At 72.2% G+C, this 17,330-nt stretch carries 13 protein-coding genes; 8 read left to right on the top strand and 5 right to left on the bottom strand.

The genetic code is table 11. The features are described from left to right. Nucleotides 1-142: 142 nt before the first annotated feature. From argB to ACZ592_RS37015, 4 genes are all read right to left on the bottom strand, one after another. On the bottom strand, nt 143-1,081 hold the full coding sequence (argB, locus tag ACZ592_RS37000) for an acetylglutamate kinase (RefSeq protein ID WP_471586127.1): 939 nt from the start codon (nt 1,079-1,081) through the stop codon (nt 143-145). A gap of 17 nt (nt 1,082-1,098) precedes the next feature. Then, entirely contained in the window at nt 1,099-2,250 is a 1,152-nt protein-coding gene (gene argJ, locus ACZ592_RS37005) for a bifunctional glutamate N-acetyltransferase/amino-acid acetyltransferase ArgJ (protein WP_471586128.1), read from the bottom strand. Further along, the gene (gene argC / locus ACZ592_RS37010; RefSeq protein ID WP_471586129.1) at nt 2,247-3,287 is read right to left on the bottom strand and encodes an N-acetyl-gamma-glutamyl-phosphate reductase; all 1,041 of its coding nucleotides are present in this window, start codon (nt 3,285-3,287) and stop codon (nt 2,247-2,249) included. Before argC ends, argJ begins: the two co-directional genes overlap by 4 nt. Nucleotides 3,288-3,402: 115 nt before the next feature. Then, on the bottom strand, nt 3,403-4,083 hold the full coding sequence (locus tag ACZ592_RS37015) for an isochorismatase family protein (RefSeq protein ID WP_471586130.1): 681 nt from the start codon (nt 4,081-4,083) through the stop codon (nt 3,403-3,405). A 178-nt stretch (nt 4,084-4,261) separates the two neighbouring features. Here ACZ592_RS37015 and ACZ592_RS37020 point away from each other — a divergent pair, with 178 nt between their 5' ends. The 7 genes from ACZ592_RS37020 (at nt 4,262) to ACZ592_RS37050 (ending at nt 15,446) form a co-directional block, all read left to right on the top strand. After that, nucleotides 4,262-5,785, top strand: a complete 1,524-nt coding sequence (locus tag ACZ592_RS37020) for a DUF4192 domain-containing protein (RefSeq protein WP_471586131.1) — start codon at nt 4,262-4,264, stop codon at nt 5,783-5,785. A gap of 363 nt (nt 5,786-6,148) precedes the next feature. Then, nucleotides 6,149-8,110, top strand: coding sequence for a glycogen debranching N-terminal domain-containing protein (locus tag ACZ592_RS37025; protein ID WP_471586143.1), 1,962 nt, complete (start codon nt 6,149-6,151; stop codon nt 8,108-8,110). 119 nt (nt 8,111-8,229) lie between these two features. Beyond that, nucleotides 8,230-8,991 carry an NUDIX hydrolase gene (locus ACZ592_RS37030; protein WP_471586132.1) on the top strand — a complete coding sequence of 254 codons (762 nt, stop codon included), beginning with the start codon at nt 8,230-8,232 and terminating at the stop codon, nt 8,989-8,991. Nucleotides 8,992-9,179: 188 nt separating this feature from the next. Next, on the top strand, nt 9,180-11,396 hold the full coding sequence (locus ACZ592_RS37035) for an ATP-binding cassette domain-containing protein (protein WP_471586133.1): 2,217 nt from the start codon (nt 9,180-9,182) through the stop codon (nt 11,394-11,396). Nucleotides 11,397-11,568: 172 nt separating this feature from the next. Beyond that, complete coding sequence (locus ACZ592_RS37040; RefSeq protein ID WP_471586134.1) at nt 11,569-12,456, top strand: FadR/GntR family transcriptional regulator; 888 nt, start codon at nt 11,569-11,571, stop codon at nt 12,454-12,456. A gap of 468 nt (nt 12,457-12,924) precedes the next feature. Beyond that, a complete protein-coding gene (locus ACZ592_RS37045; RefSeq protein ID WP_471586135.1) occupies nt 12,925-14,469 on the top strand; it encodes an RNA polymerase sigma factor in 1,545 nt (514 codons plus the stop codon). Nucleotides 14,470-14,615: 146 nt separating this feature from the next. Continuing rightward, nucleotides 14,616-15,446: a serine protease gene (locus ACZ592_RS37050; RefSeq protein ID WP_471586136.1), complete on the top strand. Its 831-nt coding sequence runs from the start codon at nt 14,616-14,618 to the stop codon at nt 15,444-15,446. A gap of 167 nt (nt 15,447-15,613) precedes the next feature. On the opposite strand, the gene ACZ592_RS37055 is transcribed toward ACZ592_RS37050, so the two are convergent. Continuing rightward, nucleotides 15,614-15,844, bottom strand: a complete 231-nt coding sequence (locus ACZ592_RS37055; RefSeq protein WP_055544920.1) for a DUF7455 domain-containing protein — start codon at nt 15,842-15,844, stop codon at nt 15,614-15,616. Nucleotides 15,845-16,284: 440 nt separating this feature from the next. On the opposite strand from ACZ592_RS37055, the gene ACZ592_RS37060 reads away from it, so the two are divergent. After that, on the top strand, nt 16,285-17,330 hold a 1,046-nt coding region (locus ACZ592_RS37060), incomplete at its 3' end, for an ATP-binding protein (RefSeq protein ID WP_471586137.1).

Raw genomic sequence — 17,330 nt, forward strand, 5'->3', positions numbered from 1 at the left:
TAGGCCCGCGTGCCCCGACCCGACGCCTGCTACGGTCTTCCCCTACTCCCTCCCCCCCCCCCCCTCCCCCCCTCCCCCCCCCCCCCCCCCCCCCTCCCCCCCCCCCCCCCCCCCCCCCCTTTCCCCCGGGGCGGGCGGGCCGTCAGACGGCGCACTCGTCGTGGTCCGGGCTGTGGTCGGGAACCGCGGCAACGGCGTCGCCGCCGTCACGCACCACGGTGGTACCGGGGCTCTTCTCACTGAGGAGGCCGTTCAGGACCGCGTGCGGGACCCGGCCGTCGAGCACGTGCGCCCGGCGCACCCCGCCGCGGACGGCCTGCAGACAGCCCTCCATCTTCGGCAGCATCCCGCTCGCCAGACCCGGCAGCAGCTCGTCCAGCGCGTCGGCCGTCAGGTGTTCGATCACCTCGGTGCTGTGCGGCCAGTCCGCGTACAGCCCCGCCACGTCGGTGAGCATCACCAGGCGTTCGGCGTCCAGGGCCACGGCGAGGGCCGACGCCGCGAGGTCGGCGTTGACGTTGTAGACCTCGCCCTCCTCGCCGCGCGCGACGGGGGAGACCACCGGGATGTGGCCCTGCTCCAGGAGCGCGCGCACCATGCCCGGGTTCACGTCCACGACCTCGCCGACGAGGCCGATGTCCACCGGACGGCCGTCCACCCAGGCCGGCCGCCGCACGGCCGTCATCGTGTGTGCGTCCTCGCCGGTCATCCCCACGGCGTAGGGACCGTGGGCGTTGATGTGGCCGACCAGCTCCCGTTGGACCCGGCCGGTGAGCACCATGCGTACGACGTCCATCGTCTCCGGAGTGGTCACCCGCAGGCCCGCCTCGAAGCGGCTCTCCAGGGCGAGGCGGTCGAGCATCGCGCTGATCTGCGGTCCGCCGCCGTGCACGACGACCGGGCGCAGGCCCGCGTGCCAGAGCTCCACGACGTCCCGGGCGAAGGTCCGTTGCAGGTTCTCGTCCACCATCGCGTTGCCGCCGAACTTGACGACGACCACGCTGCCCCGCGGATCCGCGGAGCGCAGGAGTTCCCCGACGGACGGATCCGCTTCCGCGCCCTCGCTGACGACCGTGCTCATGTCTGTCCCTGCTCCGTTCATGAGCTGTACGCGCTGTTCTCGTGGACGTACGCGGCGGTGAGGTCGTTCGTCCAGATCGTGGCCGTCGCGTCGCCGCAGCGCAGGTCGACGACGACCGTCACGTGACGGCCCGAAAGGTCCACCGTGTCCCTGGGCTCTCCGGCCGCGCCGTCCCTGCACACCCGTACGCCGTTGATCACCACGTCCAGGCGCTCGGGATCGAAGGCGGCGGAGGTCGTGCCGATCGCCGAGAGCACCCGGCCCCAGTTCGGATCCTCGCCGTGCAGGGCGCACTTGAGGAGGTTGTTCCTGGCCACCGACCGGCCCACCTCCACCGCGTCCCGCTCCGAGGCCGCGCCGACGACGCGCACCTCGATCTCCTTCGACGCGCCCTCCGCGTCCGCGATCAGCCGGTGCGCGAGGTCGAGACACACGGCGTGCACGGCCGCCGCGAACACGGCAGGCTCCGGGCGCACCCCGCTGGCGCCGGAGGCGAGCAGGAGCACGGTGTCGTTGGTGGACATGCAGCCGTCCGAGTCCACCCGGTCGAACGTGGTGCGCACCGCTTCCCGCAGCACGGAGTCGAGTTCGGGCGCGCTCACGTCGGCGTCCGTGGTGAGGACGACCAGCATGGTCGCGAGGCCGGGCGCGAGCATGCCCGCGCCCTTCGCCATGCCGCCGACGCTCCAGCCGGGACCGGCCGCCACCGCCGTCTTGTGCACCGAGTCGGTCGTCTTGATCGCGACGGCCGCGGACTCGCCGCCGTCGTCCGACAGCTGTGCGGCGGCGTCGTCGATGCCCGCCGTCACCTGCTCCATGGGCAGCCGGACGCCGATCACTCCCGTGGAGCAGACCGCGATCTCTTCGGCCCCGGCGCCGACCGCGCGGGCGGTGCGCTCGGCCATGGCCCGGGTGTCGTCCTCGCCCGCGGGGCCCGTGCAGGCGTTGGCGCCGCCCGAGTTGAGGACGACGGCGGACAGCGTGCCGTCCGACAGTGCGCGCCGGGTCCAGCGCACGGGCGCGGCCTGCACACGGTTCGATGTGAACACCCCGGCCGCCGCGGCAGACGGACCGCGGTTCACCACCAGGGCCAGGTCCGGGGCGCCGGACTCCTTGATCCCGGCGGCCACCCCGCTCGCGAGGAAGCCACGGGCAGCGGTCACGCTCACGGAGCCACTCCGTTCATGGGAAGGCCCGTCTCTTCGGGCAGGCCGAGGGCGATGTTCATGCTCTGCACCGCACCGCCCGCAGTGCCCTTGGTCAGGTTGTCGATCGCGCTGACACAGACAAGCCTGCGGGCGTCGGCGTCCACGGCCACCTGCACCTGGGCCGTGTTCGACCCGAGGATGGCGGCCGTGGACGGCCAGGCGCCCGGCGGCAGCAGGTGTACGAACGGTTCGTCGGCGTAGGCGGTCTCGTACGCGGCACGGGCGTCGTCCCGCGCGTCGCGGGCCGTCAGGCCGGGGCGCAGGCGGGCCGAACAGGTGGCGAGGATGCCCCGGGGCATGGGGGCGAGCGTCGGCGTGAAGGAGACGGTCACGCGCTCCCCCGCGACCTGCGACAGGTTCTGCGTCAGTTCCGGCGTGTGCCGGTGGCCGCCCCCGACTCCGTAGGGCGTCATCGACCCCATCACCTCGGAGCCGACCAGCTGCGGCTTGGCCACCCGGCCCGCCCCCGAGGTACCGCTCGCGGCGACGACGACGGCCTCCGGCTCCACCAACTGCGCCAGGAACGCCGGGTACAGCGCCAGCGTCACGGCCGTCGGGTAGCAGCCGGGTACGGCGATACGGTCGGTGCCCTTCAACTCGTCCCGCGCCCCGGGCAGTTCCGGCAGTCCGTAGGGCCAGGTGCCGGCGTGCGGGGAGCCGTAGAACCGTTCCCAGTCGGCCGGCTCGCGCAGCCGGAAGTCCGCCCCGCAGTCCACGACCAGGGTGCCGGGCGCCAACTGCCGTGCCAGTGCGGCGGACTGGCCGTGCGGCAGCGCGAGGAACACCACGTCATGCCCGTCCAGTACCTGCGCGGACGTCGGCTCAAGGACCCGGTCCGCGACGGCGGCCAGGTGCGGTTGCACCTCCCGAAGTCCGCGTCCCGCGCTGCTGTGCGCGGTCACCGCGCCGATCTCGATCTCCGGATGCGCCGCCAGCAGGCGGAGGATCTCCCCGCCGGCATAGCCACTGGCTCCGGCCACCGCGGCCCGTACTGTCATGGTCTCCGTCTCTCGTGGTGTCCGTGTGTCCGGTGTCCGCCGGGTGTCCGGCGCCCGCCGCCCGGGACGGGGCACGGCGTCGGCCGGCGCGCGGTCCGCGCGCTCCGTGTGAACGTCACGCGTTCTTCGGCTCCCTGTGCAGGAGCAGACCGCGCAGCAGGGCGTCCGTCGTGCAGACCATGCCGCTGCGCGCGGCCCAGCGAAGTGCCAGGGCGTGGTCCTCGGCGGAGAGGTCGGCCACCGCGTCCGCGACGACGAACGGCTGGATGTCGTGCATGAAGGCGTCCGCCGCGGTCAGCAGGACGCCGAGGTGCGCGTACACCCCGCAGACGATCAGCTGGTCGCGGCCCTTCGAACGCAGCAGCCGGCCGAGGTGACTTCTTAAGAAGGCGTTGTGGCGCACGTTCGCCACCAGATGCTCGCCCGCGCGGGGCGTGAGGGGGGTGACGATGGCGGCGGCGCCCGGTTCGTCGCCGATGCCGGGTCCCCACATGTCGGCGACGAGGCCGCGCTGTCCCGGTGCCTGACCTGCGGGCTCGGCACTGAAGACGACCGGCATGCCCAAGGTCCCCGCGAGTTCCCTGAGTGTCGCTATGTTGTCGACGAGTTCCACCACGGGGGAGCGTCCTGTCGGGAACGCTCCTACGAAGTGGTTCTGCATGTCGTGCACCAGTAGTGCGGCACGTGTCGGATCGATCCGCCAGGAAACCTGGGACCGGGGGAGGGCGGTGCGGTCCGGCATCGGGTAGGAGCCGATGGCGGGTGAGCCCACGGCGCCGATGGCGGGTATGCCCATGGGTGATTTCTCCTCCCCTGATGACGCACGCACCGCCGAGTCCGGACTGCCAAGTTGACCTTAGCTTAGCCTAACCTAATTAATGTCGGGCGAGGCTGTGGACAAGTGTTGGCGTGCCCCTGATCGGGGTTATCCACAGGGGCAACCGGAATCCCGCGATTCGCGCGAGAGTCGGCGCATGACGAATCGACGCACGACGCATCGCAGCGAAGCAGCCGGACCTGCCGACGAGCCGGTGGTCACCCTGCGCACACCGGCCGAACTGGCGGACGCCCTGCCGTACTTGCTCGGGTTCAGGCCCGAGGAGAGCATGGTGCTCATCGCCCTGCACGGCGAGCGGGGGAGGTTCGGCGGCCGCGTGCGCCTCGGCGTCCCCGAGCGCGCGGAGGACTGGCCGTGTGTCGCACAGCAGTTGGCCCAGTGCCTGGTGGGCGGGTGCGAGCGGCGGGGCGCGCGGCCCGACGGCGTCGTCGCCTTCCTCTGCCAGGAACCCGACGGCACGGAGACCGGGCGGCAGGTCGTGGAGCGCCTGCGACCGCTGGCCCAGGCGCTGCGCACGTCGTGCGGCAGCCTCGACGTCCCGGTGCTGGAGGTCGTGTGCATTTCGGCGGGCCGCTTCTGGACCTACTGCTGCCCGGACACCCGATGCTGCCCGCCGGAGGGCATCGCTCTGCTCAGGCCGGGCACGTCGGTCCTCGCCGCCGCCGCGACCTACATGGGCGTGCGGACGGACACCACGCAGCGTGAGATCCGTGGGCGCCTCACACCGTGGCAGACCGCCGCCGCGGCAGACCAGGAGCGCGCGCTCGACGCGGCAGGCCTCGACCTCGTCCCCAGGATCCTGAACGAGGAGGAGGAAGAGGTGAGCCGGGGCGTCGCCGCCGAGACGATCGACCTGGCCCGCCGGGTCATGGCACGCCTGGCCGCCGCGCCGCAGTCCCCCGACGCGCTCGACGCGGACAACGGCGACGACGAGCTGATCGCGCACGACGAGGCGGCCGCGCTGATCCTCGGCCTCCAGGTCCGGACGACCCGCGACCGTGCGGCAGAGTGGATGGAGGGCGACACGGCACCGCCCGCGCTGCGTCTCTGGAGGGCCCTCGCCCGGCGGTGCGTCGGGGCGTACACGGAATATGCGGCGGCCCCGCTGGCCCTGGCGGGCTGGGTCGCCTGGTCCCTCGGGGACCTGACGGAGGGCCAGGAGGCCCTGGACATGGCCCTGTGCGCCGACTCCCGTTACGCGTTCGCCCTCCTCCTCAACCAGGCCTGCAACGAAGGTGTGGACCCCGAGTCGATCCGCCGCTGCCTGCGCGGCGCGCGTGACGAACGCGAGGAGGGCGAGCGGGGAGCAGAGAGGGAAGAGGGAGCAGCGGTGGAAGAGGGAACGGGGGCGGAAGTGCGAACAGAAGCGGAGGCCGGAGAAGGGGTGGAGGCGAGCGAAGGGGCACGTGCGGGCGATACGGACGCCGTGCCCATCGCGGGCCCCTCCGGCTCAGCGGCTCCCCCCGAGGCGCAGGCCCCGGAAAAGGTTTCACTGCCTCGATGGCGCCGCCGCCACCTGCCGCGCTCGACGGACGACGGACCCCGCACTCCCGGGGGCGGCCGGCGCCCCTTCGGCGGCCCGCGTACGTCGGGCGGCCGGGGCGCGGGCCCGCTGAACCGACGCCGCACCATGCGCCGGGGTGCGAGGGACGACCGATGAGGACGCGGTTCCCGCGGTGGCGTGCCCGGCAGAGGGGCACACGAGCTCCGCGGTGGTGCCGACGAGCGACGCGACGGCGATCGGGGCCGGTTCGCCCGGGACGTCAGGGCCACCTGGTCGGCTTCCCGGGGCGGGGGCGTGACCCGGAGCGGGGTCGGCCCGTTCACCTGTGTGGCGGTACCCGTAGCCGGGTCGCGCCGTCGCACCTCCTCCGACCTCCCGTAGCGCAGACAACGCAGAAGAAGCTGCCCCATGTCTCTCCCCGCTCCGTCTTCCGTCTCCGACAGGGAGGGGCCCAGGCGAGCCGTGCCGGCCCGCACGCCCCTGCCCGGTGGCCCGGCCCGCGCCCCCGCTCCGGCTCCGATGCCGCGCCGCCCCGTGGAACTCCCGCCCGCGCACTCCTTGCTGATCTGCGTCGCGCTGCCCGCCCTCGCGATCTCCACGGACCAGGGGCAACTGACCGGCCGTGGACTGGAGGGCTTCTACCGCGCGGGGCGCCGGACCCTGTCCCGCTGTCAGGTGCGGGTGGCGGGGCGCGAACCGGCCGCCGTGCAGGCCCGCATGCTCTCCGCGGACCGCGCCCGGTTCGTCGCGACGCTCCGGCTGCCGACGGACGGCGGCCCCGACCCGGAAGTCGTCGTCGAGCGGATCCGCCACGCGGACGGCACGGAGCGGATCACCCTGCACAGCGCGTCCGGGCGCCCGCTGCGGCTGCCCGTCGAGGTCTCGCTCGGCACGGATCTCGCCGAGGTGGGCATGGTCGCGTCGGGCAGGCCCGGACCCGAACTGCCGGCCAGCGTGCACGCCTCCGGCATGCGCTGGTCCGCAGGACCGGCCAGTTGCCTGGTCACCGCCGACCCCGCGCCCGAGGACGCCCTGGCCTCCGCGGGGCTGCTGCGCTGGGAGGTGGACCTGCCGCCGGGGGCCTCCCGGAGCGTGGAGCTGCGGGTACGACCGGACGGTGCCGGACCGATCCGCGCTGCGGGTCACGGAGGGCTTCGCTCGGCAGCCGGGGCGCGGGCGGTCGGCGACGACCCCAGACTCCAGCCGCTTCTCGCCCGTTCCGTCGAGGACTTGCAGGCGTTGCTGCTGCGCGACCCCGAGCGCCCCACCGACCTGTTCCTCGCCGCAGGCGCACCCTGGCGCTGCGGGCTGGCGCCGGCCGAGGCGCTTGCCGCCGCCCGCATGACACTGCCGCTGGGCACCCGCATCGCCGCGGGGACCCTGCGCACGCTGGCCCGCGGTCAACTCGGCGGCCCCGGGCCGAGGTCGGGCCTGCTGCCGGGTCCGCTGCGGGACGCGGGACCGCACCTGCCGCCCGGCTGCACGGGGGCCGAGGCGACCCTGCTCTTCCCGGCACTCCTCGCGGAGGCGTGGCGCTGGGGTCTGCCGGCGCAGGAGGTCGAGGACCTGCTGCCCGCCGCGGAGCGGTGCCTGACGTGGCTGCGTACGGCGGTCGGCGACGGCGTGTTCCTGCCCGACGTGACCCCGGGCGGGCTCGCGCGCGGTGAGATCCAGGCGCACGCCCACCGGGCGGCTCTGCTCGGCGCCGACCTGCTCGACGCGCACGGCCGCGCGGACGGGGCGGGCCTGCGGCAGTGGGCGGCGCGGCTGCGGTCCGCGTACCGGGAGGAGTTCTGGGTGGAGGACCGGGCGGGCGGCAGACCGGCCGCGGCCCGCCTGCGCGACGGGCGGCCCGTGCCTCATCTCACCGGGGGAGCGGCGCACCTCCTGGACACCGGCCTGCTCGGCGCCGGCACGCTCGCGCCCGGCCTGCTCGACAAGGTCATGACCGAGCAGCTGGCCCGGCTGCTCGGCGGGCCCGCCATGGACTCCGGGTGGGGGCTGCGCGGGCTGGGTGCGAAGGAAGCCGCGTACAACCCGTTCGGGCACCGGGGCGGGGCGGTCCGGGTGCAGGAGACGGCCGTCGCCGTCACCGGACTGGCGGCTGCGGGGTACGAGAAGGAGGCGACCTCGCTGCTGCGTGGCCTGCTGTCGGCGGCCGAGGCCTTCGGGTACCGGCTTCCCGAGATGTACGCGGGGGAGCAGCGCACCGAGGGCGGGGCCCCGCTGCCGCACCCGGCAGCCTGCCGCCCGGCGGCCACCGCCGCGGCCGCCGGGGTGCACGTCCTCACGGCGCTCGCCGGGATCCGGCCCGACGCGCCCGCCGGCACGGTGACGCTGAGCCCGGTCCGCGGCGCCCCGCTGGGCGAGCTCGGACTGAGCGAGCTGAGCGTCGCAGGAGCCCCCTTCTCCGTGCGGGTGAGCCGGCTGGGCCTCGCCATGGTCGAGGAGGCGGCCGACGGGCTGCAGTTGGGGGTGTGACGCCGACGGGCCCGCAGCGGCGGCACGCAGAGGAACGGACAGGTGGTCCGGGCGGACCGGACCGGGAAGCGATGTGCGAAGGAGGTGTTTATCGTCAGGCAGACGACTATGATCGCGGCATGTCGCCCTACGACCCGTCGGCTTTCCCGCCCTTCGCAGTCACCGTCGACCTGGTCGTGTTGACCGTGCGCCGTCACGCGCTCTGCGCACTCGCCGTGCGGCGCGGTGAGCAGCCGTTCCAGGGGCGTTGGGCGCTCCCCGGCGGATTCGTACGCCAGGACGAGGACCTGTCGGCCGCGGCGGCGCGCGAGCTGATCGAGGAAACGGGCCTGTGCGCTCACGACCCCGACGCACCGGCCCAGGTCAACGGAGCGCACCTCGAACAGCTCGCCACCTACGGCGACCCCCAGCGCGATCCACGCATGCGCGTCGTCAGCGTCGCCCACCTGGCGCTCGCCCCCGACCTGCCCGCACCCCGCGCAGGCGGCGACGCGCACAGCGCGCGCTGGGCGCCGGTCGAGGCCCTGCTCAAGCAGGGAGGATACGGCCGCGAGGACGAACAGGCGGCGCCGCTCGCCTTCGACCATGCCCGGATCCTCGCGGACGGCGTGGAGCGCGCCCGCTCGAAGATCGAGTACTCGTCGCTGGCCACCGCCTTCTGCCCGCCCGAGTTCACCGTCGGCGAGCTGCGCCGGGTGTACGAGGCCGTCTGGGGCGTCGTCCTCGACCCGCGCAACTTCCACCGCAAGGTCACCGGCACCCCGGGCTTCCTCGTGCCCACCGGCGGGACGACCACCCGGCAGGGCGGCCGCCCCGCCCAGCTCTTCCGCGCGGGCGGGGCGACGCTCCTCAACCCGCCGATGCTGCGCCCCGAAGTCTGACGGCCGCGCTCGCCGTCACCTGCTGATCCGGCCGGTCGGGCCCCTCCCTGGACACCAGTGGCCCACACCCTGACCGAAAAGCCGTAAATGTCGCGTTATCTTGCTGCAGTACCCACGGGATTAGTCCGTCCCCGACCCGGCGGACGGTCCCCGGCCGCCGAACGGTCGCACATCCTGCGAGAGAAGCGATGATCCAGGCCATCGGACTGACCAGCAATCCCCGCCAGGAGCTCCCGCCCGCCGTGGACGACGTGTCCTTCGAGGCGCGGACCGGCCTCGTCACGGCGCTGCTCGACGCCGAGGCCACCGGCCCGACCACGGCGCTGCGGCTGATGCTCGAACTCCAACAGGGCCGTGGAGTCACGTACTTCAGAGGGCGTCCACTGCACCGCATCGCCCACCCCTCGCGTGAGGTGGGTGTGCTCCTCGGTGATGTCCCCGGACATCCCGCACGCTCGGTCCGCGGTCATCTGCGCATGGTGTGCGCGGCCGTCGGCGTGCCCGTACGGCGGGCCGACGACGTCCTGGAGGTCGTCGGCCTCGTCAGTCTCCGCGACCAGTGCCTCGGCGCCCTCTCCCGCGGCATGGACCGCCGCCTGGGGCTCGCCTGCGCCCTGCTCGCCGACCCGCACACCCTCGTCCTCGACGCACCGGGCGACGGCCTCTCGGCACGGGAGGGCGCGTGGCTGCACGGAATCCTGCGTGCCCACGCGAGCCACGGCGGCACGGTCCTCTTCACCACGGACGACCCCAGGGAGGCCGCACGCACCGCCGACCGCGTCGTCACCCTGGAGGCGGGGCGGCTCGTGGCCGACCAGGAGGCCGCGGACTTCGCCCGCACCAGACTCCGTCCCCGCGTCGCCGTCCGGAGCCCGCACGCCGCCCGCCTCGGCGCCCTGCTCACGAAAGAGGCGCGCGTGGGCCATCGCTCCATCGAGGTGGTCAAGGAGGACGGCAACAGGCTCTCGGTGTACGGCAGCAACTGCGCCGACGTGGGGGAGACCGCGTACCGGCACAGCATCCTCGTCCACCAACTCGCGGACGAGGTGGGCGATGCGGGGCCTGGCGCGGCGGAGCGGTGGGAGTCGTCGGGGGCCGCGGGATCTCAGGGGGCCGCACCGTCACTCGGGTCCGCAGGGGCGGGCGGTCGCGTGGCCGGTGCCGAAGCGGGCATCGGCGCCCGTCCGGTCGCCGGCCCCGCGCCGGGCCCGGCGGAAGCCTGGGCCGAGGTGTCGGCGCCCTCGGCGGCCGAAGCCTCCGACGCGGCATCCGCCTCCGAGTCCGTGCAGATCCCCGCCGAGCAGTTCGCCGAGCAGTTCGCCGACGGCTCGGCGGGGATCTGCACGGACGCCTCAGCCGAAGCCTTCGCGGACGCCACAGCCGAAGCCCTCGCGGGCCCCCCTGCTGAAGGCGCCTCCGCTGCTGACGCCCCTGCCGGTGACGTCGCCGCCGAAGGCGGGACGGAGGGGGCGCGGAGCAGCCGGCTGGTCCCGCTGGCGCCCCTCGACGCCGACGACACCGTGCCGTTCGAGGGCGGCGCTGTCGTCGGGACGGGCGCCACCCCGCGCTTCTCGGCCCCGCCCGCTCCGCAGAGCGCGCTGTCCGCCCTGCCGCCCCCCATCACCGTCCGCGCCGGCCGAAGCCCTCTTCGCCCCCTGCGCTACGAACTGCGTCGCCTGCTCGGCGTCGGCACGGGATACCTCACCCTGGCCGCCGTCCTCGCCACCTCCGCCCTGCTCTGCATCTTCCTCGCGCGGTCCGGGCACACGCCGCAGCCGCGCCTCCTCGCCGCCTGGCCCCACGAACTTCCCCTGCCGCCGGCGGCCCTTGGCGCCGGGCTGCTCGGTGCTCTCGCCTTCGGCGACGAGTTCCGCCACCCCGCCCTCGCCACCGACCGGGGGACCGTCCCGCGCCGCCTCGGGATGCTCGCCGCCAAACTCCTCGTCGCGGCCGCCACCGCCCTGCTGCTGAGCGGCCTCGTGGTGGCCTCCGACGCCGTGCTGCTCCACCTTGTGTACGGAGACGAGCTCACGAAAGTTCCCGCGGACTGGCCGTCCCTGACCGCGAGTTGGATCGCGCTGGTCACCGGCTGTTCCTGGGCCGGGGTGCTGGCGGCGGGCGTCTTCCGGTCCACGACCGCGGGTCTCGCCGCGGTGCTCGCGGTGCCGATCATCGTCGTACCGCTCGTACAGAAGGCCGTCGAGGGACCGTCTGTGCGATCGGCGGCCGGACTCCCGGGACGGCTGAGAGACCTCGCCCTGGTGCAGTGGCCGTTCGGCGCCGAGCGGTATCTGGCGGCGGGAGTGCGCATGCTCGCCCAACCCGTGGGCAGTGCGCTGATGTTGTCGCTGACCGCTCTGCTCTGCGCATATCTGTTCACGGCCACGCGCGCCAGGGTGCGCTGACGCCCGTCCGTCAGCTCCCGACGGCCTCCGTCGGGAGGCGGTGCGCAACTCCCCGGACGGCGTCCGTTTCTTTCCGATAAGGCGTCAATTGCGGAAGGGTAAGCGATCACCCTTTCGTGTGCTTTTCACCAAAGACCTCAAGGGAGTTGGGAGCAGCGCCGACAACTGATCCGTGAGTACCCTTGCGCACACCATGATGACCACCGCCCGCTCCGCCGACTCCGGTCTCGCCGGCCCGGGCGGCCTCGACCGATACCCCTATGCCGAGTCCCCGGCAGGCGAGCGCGCTGCCGCTTCCGTATGGGACGGCGCCGACCAGGACCTGGGGCGCGTGGGCCGGCGCGCCGCCGGAAGCCGCGGCCGCGGGTTGCACGGCCAACTCGTCCAGCAACTCGGCCAGATGATCGTCTCCGGTGACCTCGGCGCCGACCGCCCGCTGGTCCCCGAGGAGATCGGCCAGCGTTTCGAGGTCTCCCGGACCGTCGTCCGTGAGTCCCTGCGCGTGCTCGAGGCGAAGGGCCTCGTCAGTGCCCGGCCCAACGTGGGCACGCGCGTACGTCCCGTCAGTGACTGGAACCTGCTCGACCCGGACATCATCGAGTGGCGGGCCTTCGGGCCACAGCGCGACGACCAGCGGCGCGAACTCGGAGAGCTGCGCTGGATGATCGAGCCCCTCGCCGCCCGCCTCGCCGCCGGACACGGCCGCGAGGAGGTGCAGCAGCGTCTCGCCGACATGGTCGAGATCATGGGGCACGCGCTGGCCCAGGGCGACTCGATCACGTTCTCGCGCGCCGACGCCGAGTTCCACTCGCTGCTCATCCAGCTCGCGGGCAACCGCATGCTGGAGCACCTCTCCGGCATCGTCTCGGCCGCCCTGCAGGTCTCGGGCGGACCGGTCACCGGCTGCGACCGTCCCAGCGAGGCCTCCCTCGTGCACCACTCGCGCATCGTCGACGCCCTCGCGGCCGGCGACGGGGCGGGCGCCGAGGCCGCCATGCGGCAGCTGCTGACCGTCCACCCCGAGGTCGAGCGCGTCGTGCCCGCCCCGCGCGAGCACTGACCGCGCGGCCGGACCGACGCCGCGGCCGTGCGCGTGCTTCCCGGCAGCGCCGAGTCGTCGCGTACGTCACTCCGTACGCCGCCGACGGCTCTGCCGCCGCTCCTTGTGTCGCCGGATCGCCGCGGGCTCCTCGAGGGCCCGGCGGGGTCCGGCGACACGATCGTGGGGGGTTTCTCCACCGGGCATCCGGGGATCATTCGTGCATGCGTATAGGACGCTTCTGACCGTGTATGGATGCTTTTGAGCACTTACGGGGTGTGACTCGGGCCACGTAGATTGGGCGTAACGCTCCAAGGAACAGCGCGATGACCTAAGAGGTGATAGCCGAGGAGGGAATACAGCCGTCGTTCGCGGCGCTGTCCAGCTCCCAGGCCCCGCCCGCGCCGTCGGCCCAATCCCCAGCCGCCGGTCGTCGGCTCCGGTCCACAGTGGACGGGGCCGGAAGCCGTTTTCCAACGTTCCGAGAGGTTGTTCGTGTCGGCCAGCACATCCCGTACGCTCCCGCCGGAGATCGCCGAATCCGTCTCTGTCATGGCGCTCATCGAGCGGGGAAAGGCTGATGGGCAGATCGCCGGCGATGACGTGCGTCGTGCCTTCGAAGCTGACCAGATTCCGGCCACTCAGTGGAAGAACGTTCTGCGCAGCCTCAACCAGATCCTCGAGGAAGAGGGTGTGACGCTGATGGTCAGTGCCGCGGAGCCGAAGCGCCCCCGCAAGAGCGTCGCAGCGAAGAGCCCGGCCAAGCGCACCGCGACCAGGACGGTCGCGGCCAAGACCGCCACAGCGAAGCCCACCGCCACCGCCGCCACTGAGGCGCCGACCGCGGACGGCGTCGACGAGGACGCGCCCGCGAAGAAGGTCGCTGCCAAGAAGACGACGGCCAAGAAGGCCGTCGCGAAGAAGACCGCCGTCAAGAAGACGACGGCCAAGAAGACCACCTCCAAGAAGGATGCCGACGAGCTCCTCGACGAAGAGGCCACCGAGGAAGCACCCGCCGCCGGCAAGCCCGGTGAGGGCGAGCCCGCCGAGGAGGGTGCTCAGGGCTTCGTGCTGTCCGACGAGGACGAGGACGACGCGCCCGCCCAGCAGGTCGCCGCGGCCGGCGCCACCGCCGACCCCGTCAAGGACTACCTGAAGCAGATCGGCAAGGTCCCGCTCCTCAACGCGGAGCAGGAGGTCGAGCTCGCCAAGCGCATCGAGGCCGGTCTGTTCGCCGAGGACAAGCTGGCCAACGCCGACAAGCTCGCTCCGAAGCTCAAGCGCGAGCTGGAGATCATCGCCGAGGACGGCCGCCGCGCCAAGAACCACCTCCTGGAGGCCAACCTCCGCCTGGTGGTCTCCCTGGCCAAGCGCTACACCGGCCGCGGCATGCTCTTCCTTGACCTCATCCAGGAGGGCAACCTCGGTCTGATCCGCGCGGTCGAGAAGTTCGACTACACCAAGGGCTACAAGTTCTCCACGTACGCCACCTGGTGGATCCGTCAGGCGATCACCCGCGCCATGGCCGACCAGGCCCGCACCATCCGTATCCCGGTGCACATGGTCGAGGTCATCAACAAGCTCGCGCGCGTGCAGCGCCAGATGCTCCAGGACCTGGGCCGTGAGCCCACGCCGGAGGAGCTGGCCAAGGAACTCGACATGACCCCGGAGAAGGTCATCGAGGTCCAGAAGTACGGCCGTGAGCCGATCTCCCTCCACACCCCTCTGGGTGAGGACGGCGACAGCGAGTTCGGTGACCTCATCGAGGACTCCGAAGCGGTCGTGCCGGCCGACGCGGTCAGCTTCACGCTCCTGCAGGAGCAGCTGCACTCCGTCCTGGACACGCTGTCCGAGCGTGAGGCGGGCGTGGTCTCCATGCGCTTCGGCCTCACGGACGGCCAGCCCAAGACCCTCGACGAGATCGGCAAGGTCTACGGGGTGACGCGTGAGCGCATCCGGCAGATCGAGTCGAAGACGATGTCGAAGCTGCGTCACCCGTCGCGTTCGCAGGTCCTGCGCGACTACCTCGACTAGGCACCGGCAGTCCCGGAGCACCCCACGAAAGGCCCGAAGCCCGCAGCGCGGCTTCGGGCCTTTCGTGTGTCGCGTGTCGGGTGCGCCGTGCGCGATACTGCGTGACTCTGGGTTCGCACCATGGCAACCCAGAGTGAGGAGATCGCATGCGTCGTCCCTTCGCCCGAGCATCGACGGGGGTGCTGGCTCTGGCGGCCGCCGCCGCCGCTCTGCCGCTGGCTTCCCCGGCACCCGCGGCGGCCGACAGCGTGGTCATCGGGGGGCACCCGGTGAAGGTGTCCGAGAGTCCGTGGGTGGTGGCCGTCTCCAGCCGTGACCGATTCGGCGGTGCGCGCGCCGGGCAGTTCTGCGGCGGCGTGGTCGTCGGGCGTTCCACGGTCCTGACGGCGGCCCACTGCATGAGCAAGGACGTGCTCGGAGTGCCCCTGGACGAGGTGTCGGACCTGAAGGTCATCGCCGGCCGCGGAGACCTGCGGTCGGACGAGGGGAAAGAGGTGCCGGTACGTGACGCCCGGGTCAACCCGGAGTACGACAACTACACGAACTCCGGGGACGTGGCGGTCCTGACCCTGGCTGAGCCCCTTCCCGAGAAGTACGCGATCCCCATGGCGCCCTCGGGCGACTCCGCGTACGAAGCGGGCACGAGCGCCTCGGTGTACGGCTGGGGAGACACCTCGGGTGCGGGTGACTACGCCCGCTCGCTGCGTGCCGCGCGGGTGGAGGTGCTGGCCGACGCCGTGTGTGAGCAGGCGTACCCGGGCAGTGCCGACGGGCGCTACGTCGCCCGCACGATGCTCTGCGCCGGTGAGCCGGACGGGGGGCGGGACGCCTGTCAGGGGGACAGCGGCGGGCCGCTGGTGGCGCACGGGCGGCTCATCGGGCTCGTGTCCTGGGGGAGCGGCTGCGGGCGCCCGGGGAGCCCGGGTGTCTACACGCGGATCTCGGAGGTGGCCGGGCTGGCGCGCGGCGACGGCTGAGGTGGCTGTCCACCCCGGGCCGACCCTGCGAACGGCTCAGGAGAGCCTCCAGGGGCCTTGAGAGGCCCTGTGACGAGAGCGAGCGGCGGTCCCTGCCTTGTTGGCAGGGGCCGCCGCCCGTTCACCGGCCTGGTGCGCCGGAGCTGGCTCGTCGTGGGTGCGAGGTGTCAGCGTTCCTCTTCGGTGGCGCTCTCGGGAACGGCGGTCAGTCGCTCCGTCTCATCCTGTATCTCAGCGGCGATCTTCTTGAGTTCCGGCTCGAACTTGCGGCCGTGGTGGGCGCAGAAGAGCAGTTCACCGCCGCTCAACAGGACGACGCGCAGGTATGCCTGGGCGCCGCAGCGGTCGCAGCGATCAGCGGCCGTCAGGGGGCTCGCGGGGGTCAGAACAGTAGTCACGTCGCCTCTTCTCTAGCTCGACGAGCTGTCGTACCAGGGTCAACATCCAACCAGGCCGAAAACGTTCCCGCTCGTGGCTTTTCCTCGAAGTTTCTTTTGAGGAGGTTGTCCGTTGCCGGTTGGCGGCGAATGTGCCGTATTGCGTCTCTTACGTGTCTTACGGTTTCGCGCTGTCTGTCAGGTCGGATCCTCACCGGCTGGCTTGCCGGTTGTTCATGAGGACGTGCCCGGAGCCTAAATGGTTCATGCCTGGAAGGGAACGTGACGTGCGCTTCACTCCAACGAGGGATCGAACATGTATGCGAGTCTGGACTAGTCTGAGTTGAGACGAGGGTGGCGTTACAACGGCTCTACCAGGCCTCGGTACCCTCTCACCGGTAACCGAAGCCGCGTCCTTACCCCAAAGGACCCCCCTTGAAATTCAGCGAGGAGCGAACCGCGTGACCGCCGAGACGTCCGTGCCGTCCACAGCATTGCTGACCGGAGCAGACCGGGACGGTTCCAACTACACCGCGCGGCACCTGCTCGTCCTGGAGGGACTCGAGGCCGTCCGCAAGCGTCCGGGCATGTACATCGGGTCGACGGACAGTCGAGGCCTGATGCACTGCCTCTGGGAGATCATCGACAACTCCGTCGACGAGGCCCTGGGCGGGTACTGCGACCACATCGAGGTCATCCTCCATGACGACGCGTCCGTGGAGGTCCGGGACAACGGCCGCGGCATCCCGGTCGACGTGGAGCCCAAGACCGGCCTCTCCGGTGTCGAGGTCGTCATGACGAAGCTGCACGCGGGCGGAAAGTTCGGCGGTGGCTCGTACGCGGCCTCCGGCGGTCTGCACGGCGTCGGCGCCTCCGTGGTGAACGCGCTCTCCGCGCGCCTCGACGTCGAGGTGGACCGCGCCGGACACACCCACGCCATCAGCTTCCGCCGCGGTGTCCCCGGCGCCTTCGCCAAGCCGGGACCCGACGCGGCCTTCGACTCGTCGGCCACGCTGAGCAAGGTCAAGAAGATCCCCAAGGCTCGTACGGGTACGCGGGTGCGGTACTGGGCGGATCGGCAGATCTTCCTGAAGGACGCGAAGCTGTCGTTGGAGAATCTGCATCAGCGGGCGCGGCAGACGGCGTTTTTGGTGCCGGGGCTGACGCTGGTGGTGCGTGATGAGTTCGGTCTGGGTGAGGGTGGGTCGAAGGGGGAGGAGTCTTTCCGCTTCGACGGTGGGATCAGTGAGTTCTGTGAGTATCTGGCGCAGGACAAGGCGGTCTGTGATGTGCTGCGGTTTTCCGGGCAGGGCACCTTCAAGGAGACGGTGCCGGTGCTGGATGAGCACGGGCAGATGACGCCCACGGAGGTGACCCGTGAGCTGGGTGTGGATGTGGCGTTGCGCTGGGGTACCGGGTATGAGACGACGTTGCGGTCGTTCGTCAACATCATTGCCACTCCCAAGGGCGGCACCCATGTGAGTGGTTTCGAGCGGTCGCTGGCCAG

It is taken from the genome of Streptomyces sp. NPDC040622 (genome assembly GCF_055593965.1).

What these genes read in the sequence shown, in the direction of transcription:
- argB (WP_471586127.1), bottom strand. Translation starts at nt 1,081, where the DNA reads ATGAGCACGGTCGTCAGCGAGGGCGCGGAAGCGGATCCGTCCGTCGGG.
- argC (WP_471586129.1), bottom strand. Translation starts at nt 3,287, where the DNA reads ATGACAGTACGGGCCGCGGTGGCCGGAGCCAGTGGCTATGCCGGCGGG.
- ACZ592_RS37015 (WP_471586130.1), bottom strand. Translation starts at nt 4,083, where the DNA reads ATGGGCATACCCGCCATCGGCGCCGTGGGCTCACCCGCCATCGGCTCC.
- ACZ592_RS37020 (WP_471586131.1), top strand. Translation starts at nt 4,262, where the DNA reads ATGACGAATCGACGCACGACGCATCGCAGCGAAGCAGCCGGACCTGCC.
- ACZ592_RS37025 (WP_471586143.1), top strand. Translation starts at nt 6,149, where the DNA reads ATGCCGCGCCGCCCCGTGGAACTCCCGCCCGCGCACTCCTTGCTGATC.
- ACZ592_RS37030 (WP_471586132.1), top strand. Translation starts at nt 8,230, where the DNA reads ATGTCGCCCTACGACCCGTCGGCTTTCCCGCCCTTCGCAGTCACCGTC.
- ACZ592_RS37035 (WP_471586133.1), top strand. Translation starts at nt 9,180, where the DNA reads ATGATCCAGGCCATCGGACTGACCAGCAATCCCCGCCAGGAGCTCCCG.
- ACZ592_RS37050 (WP_471586136.1), top strand. Translation starts at nt 14,616, where the DNA reads ATGCGTCGTCCCTTCGCCCGAGCATCGACGGGGGTGCTGGCTCTGGCG.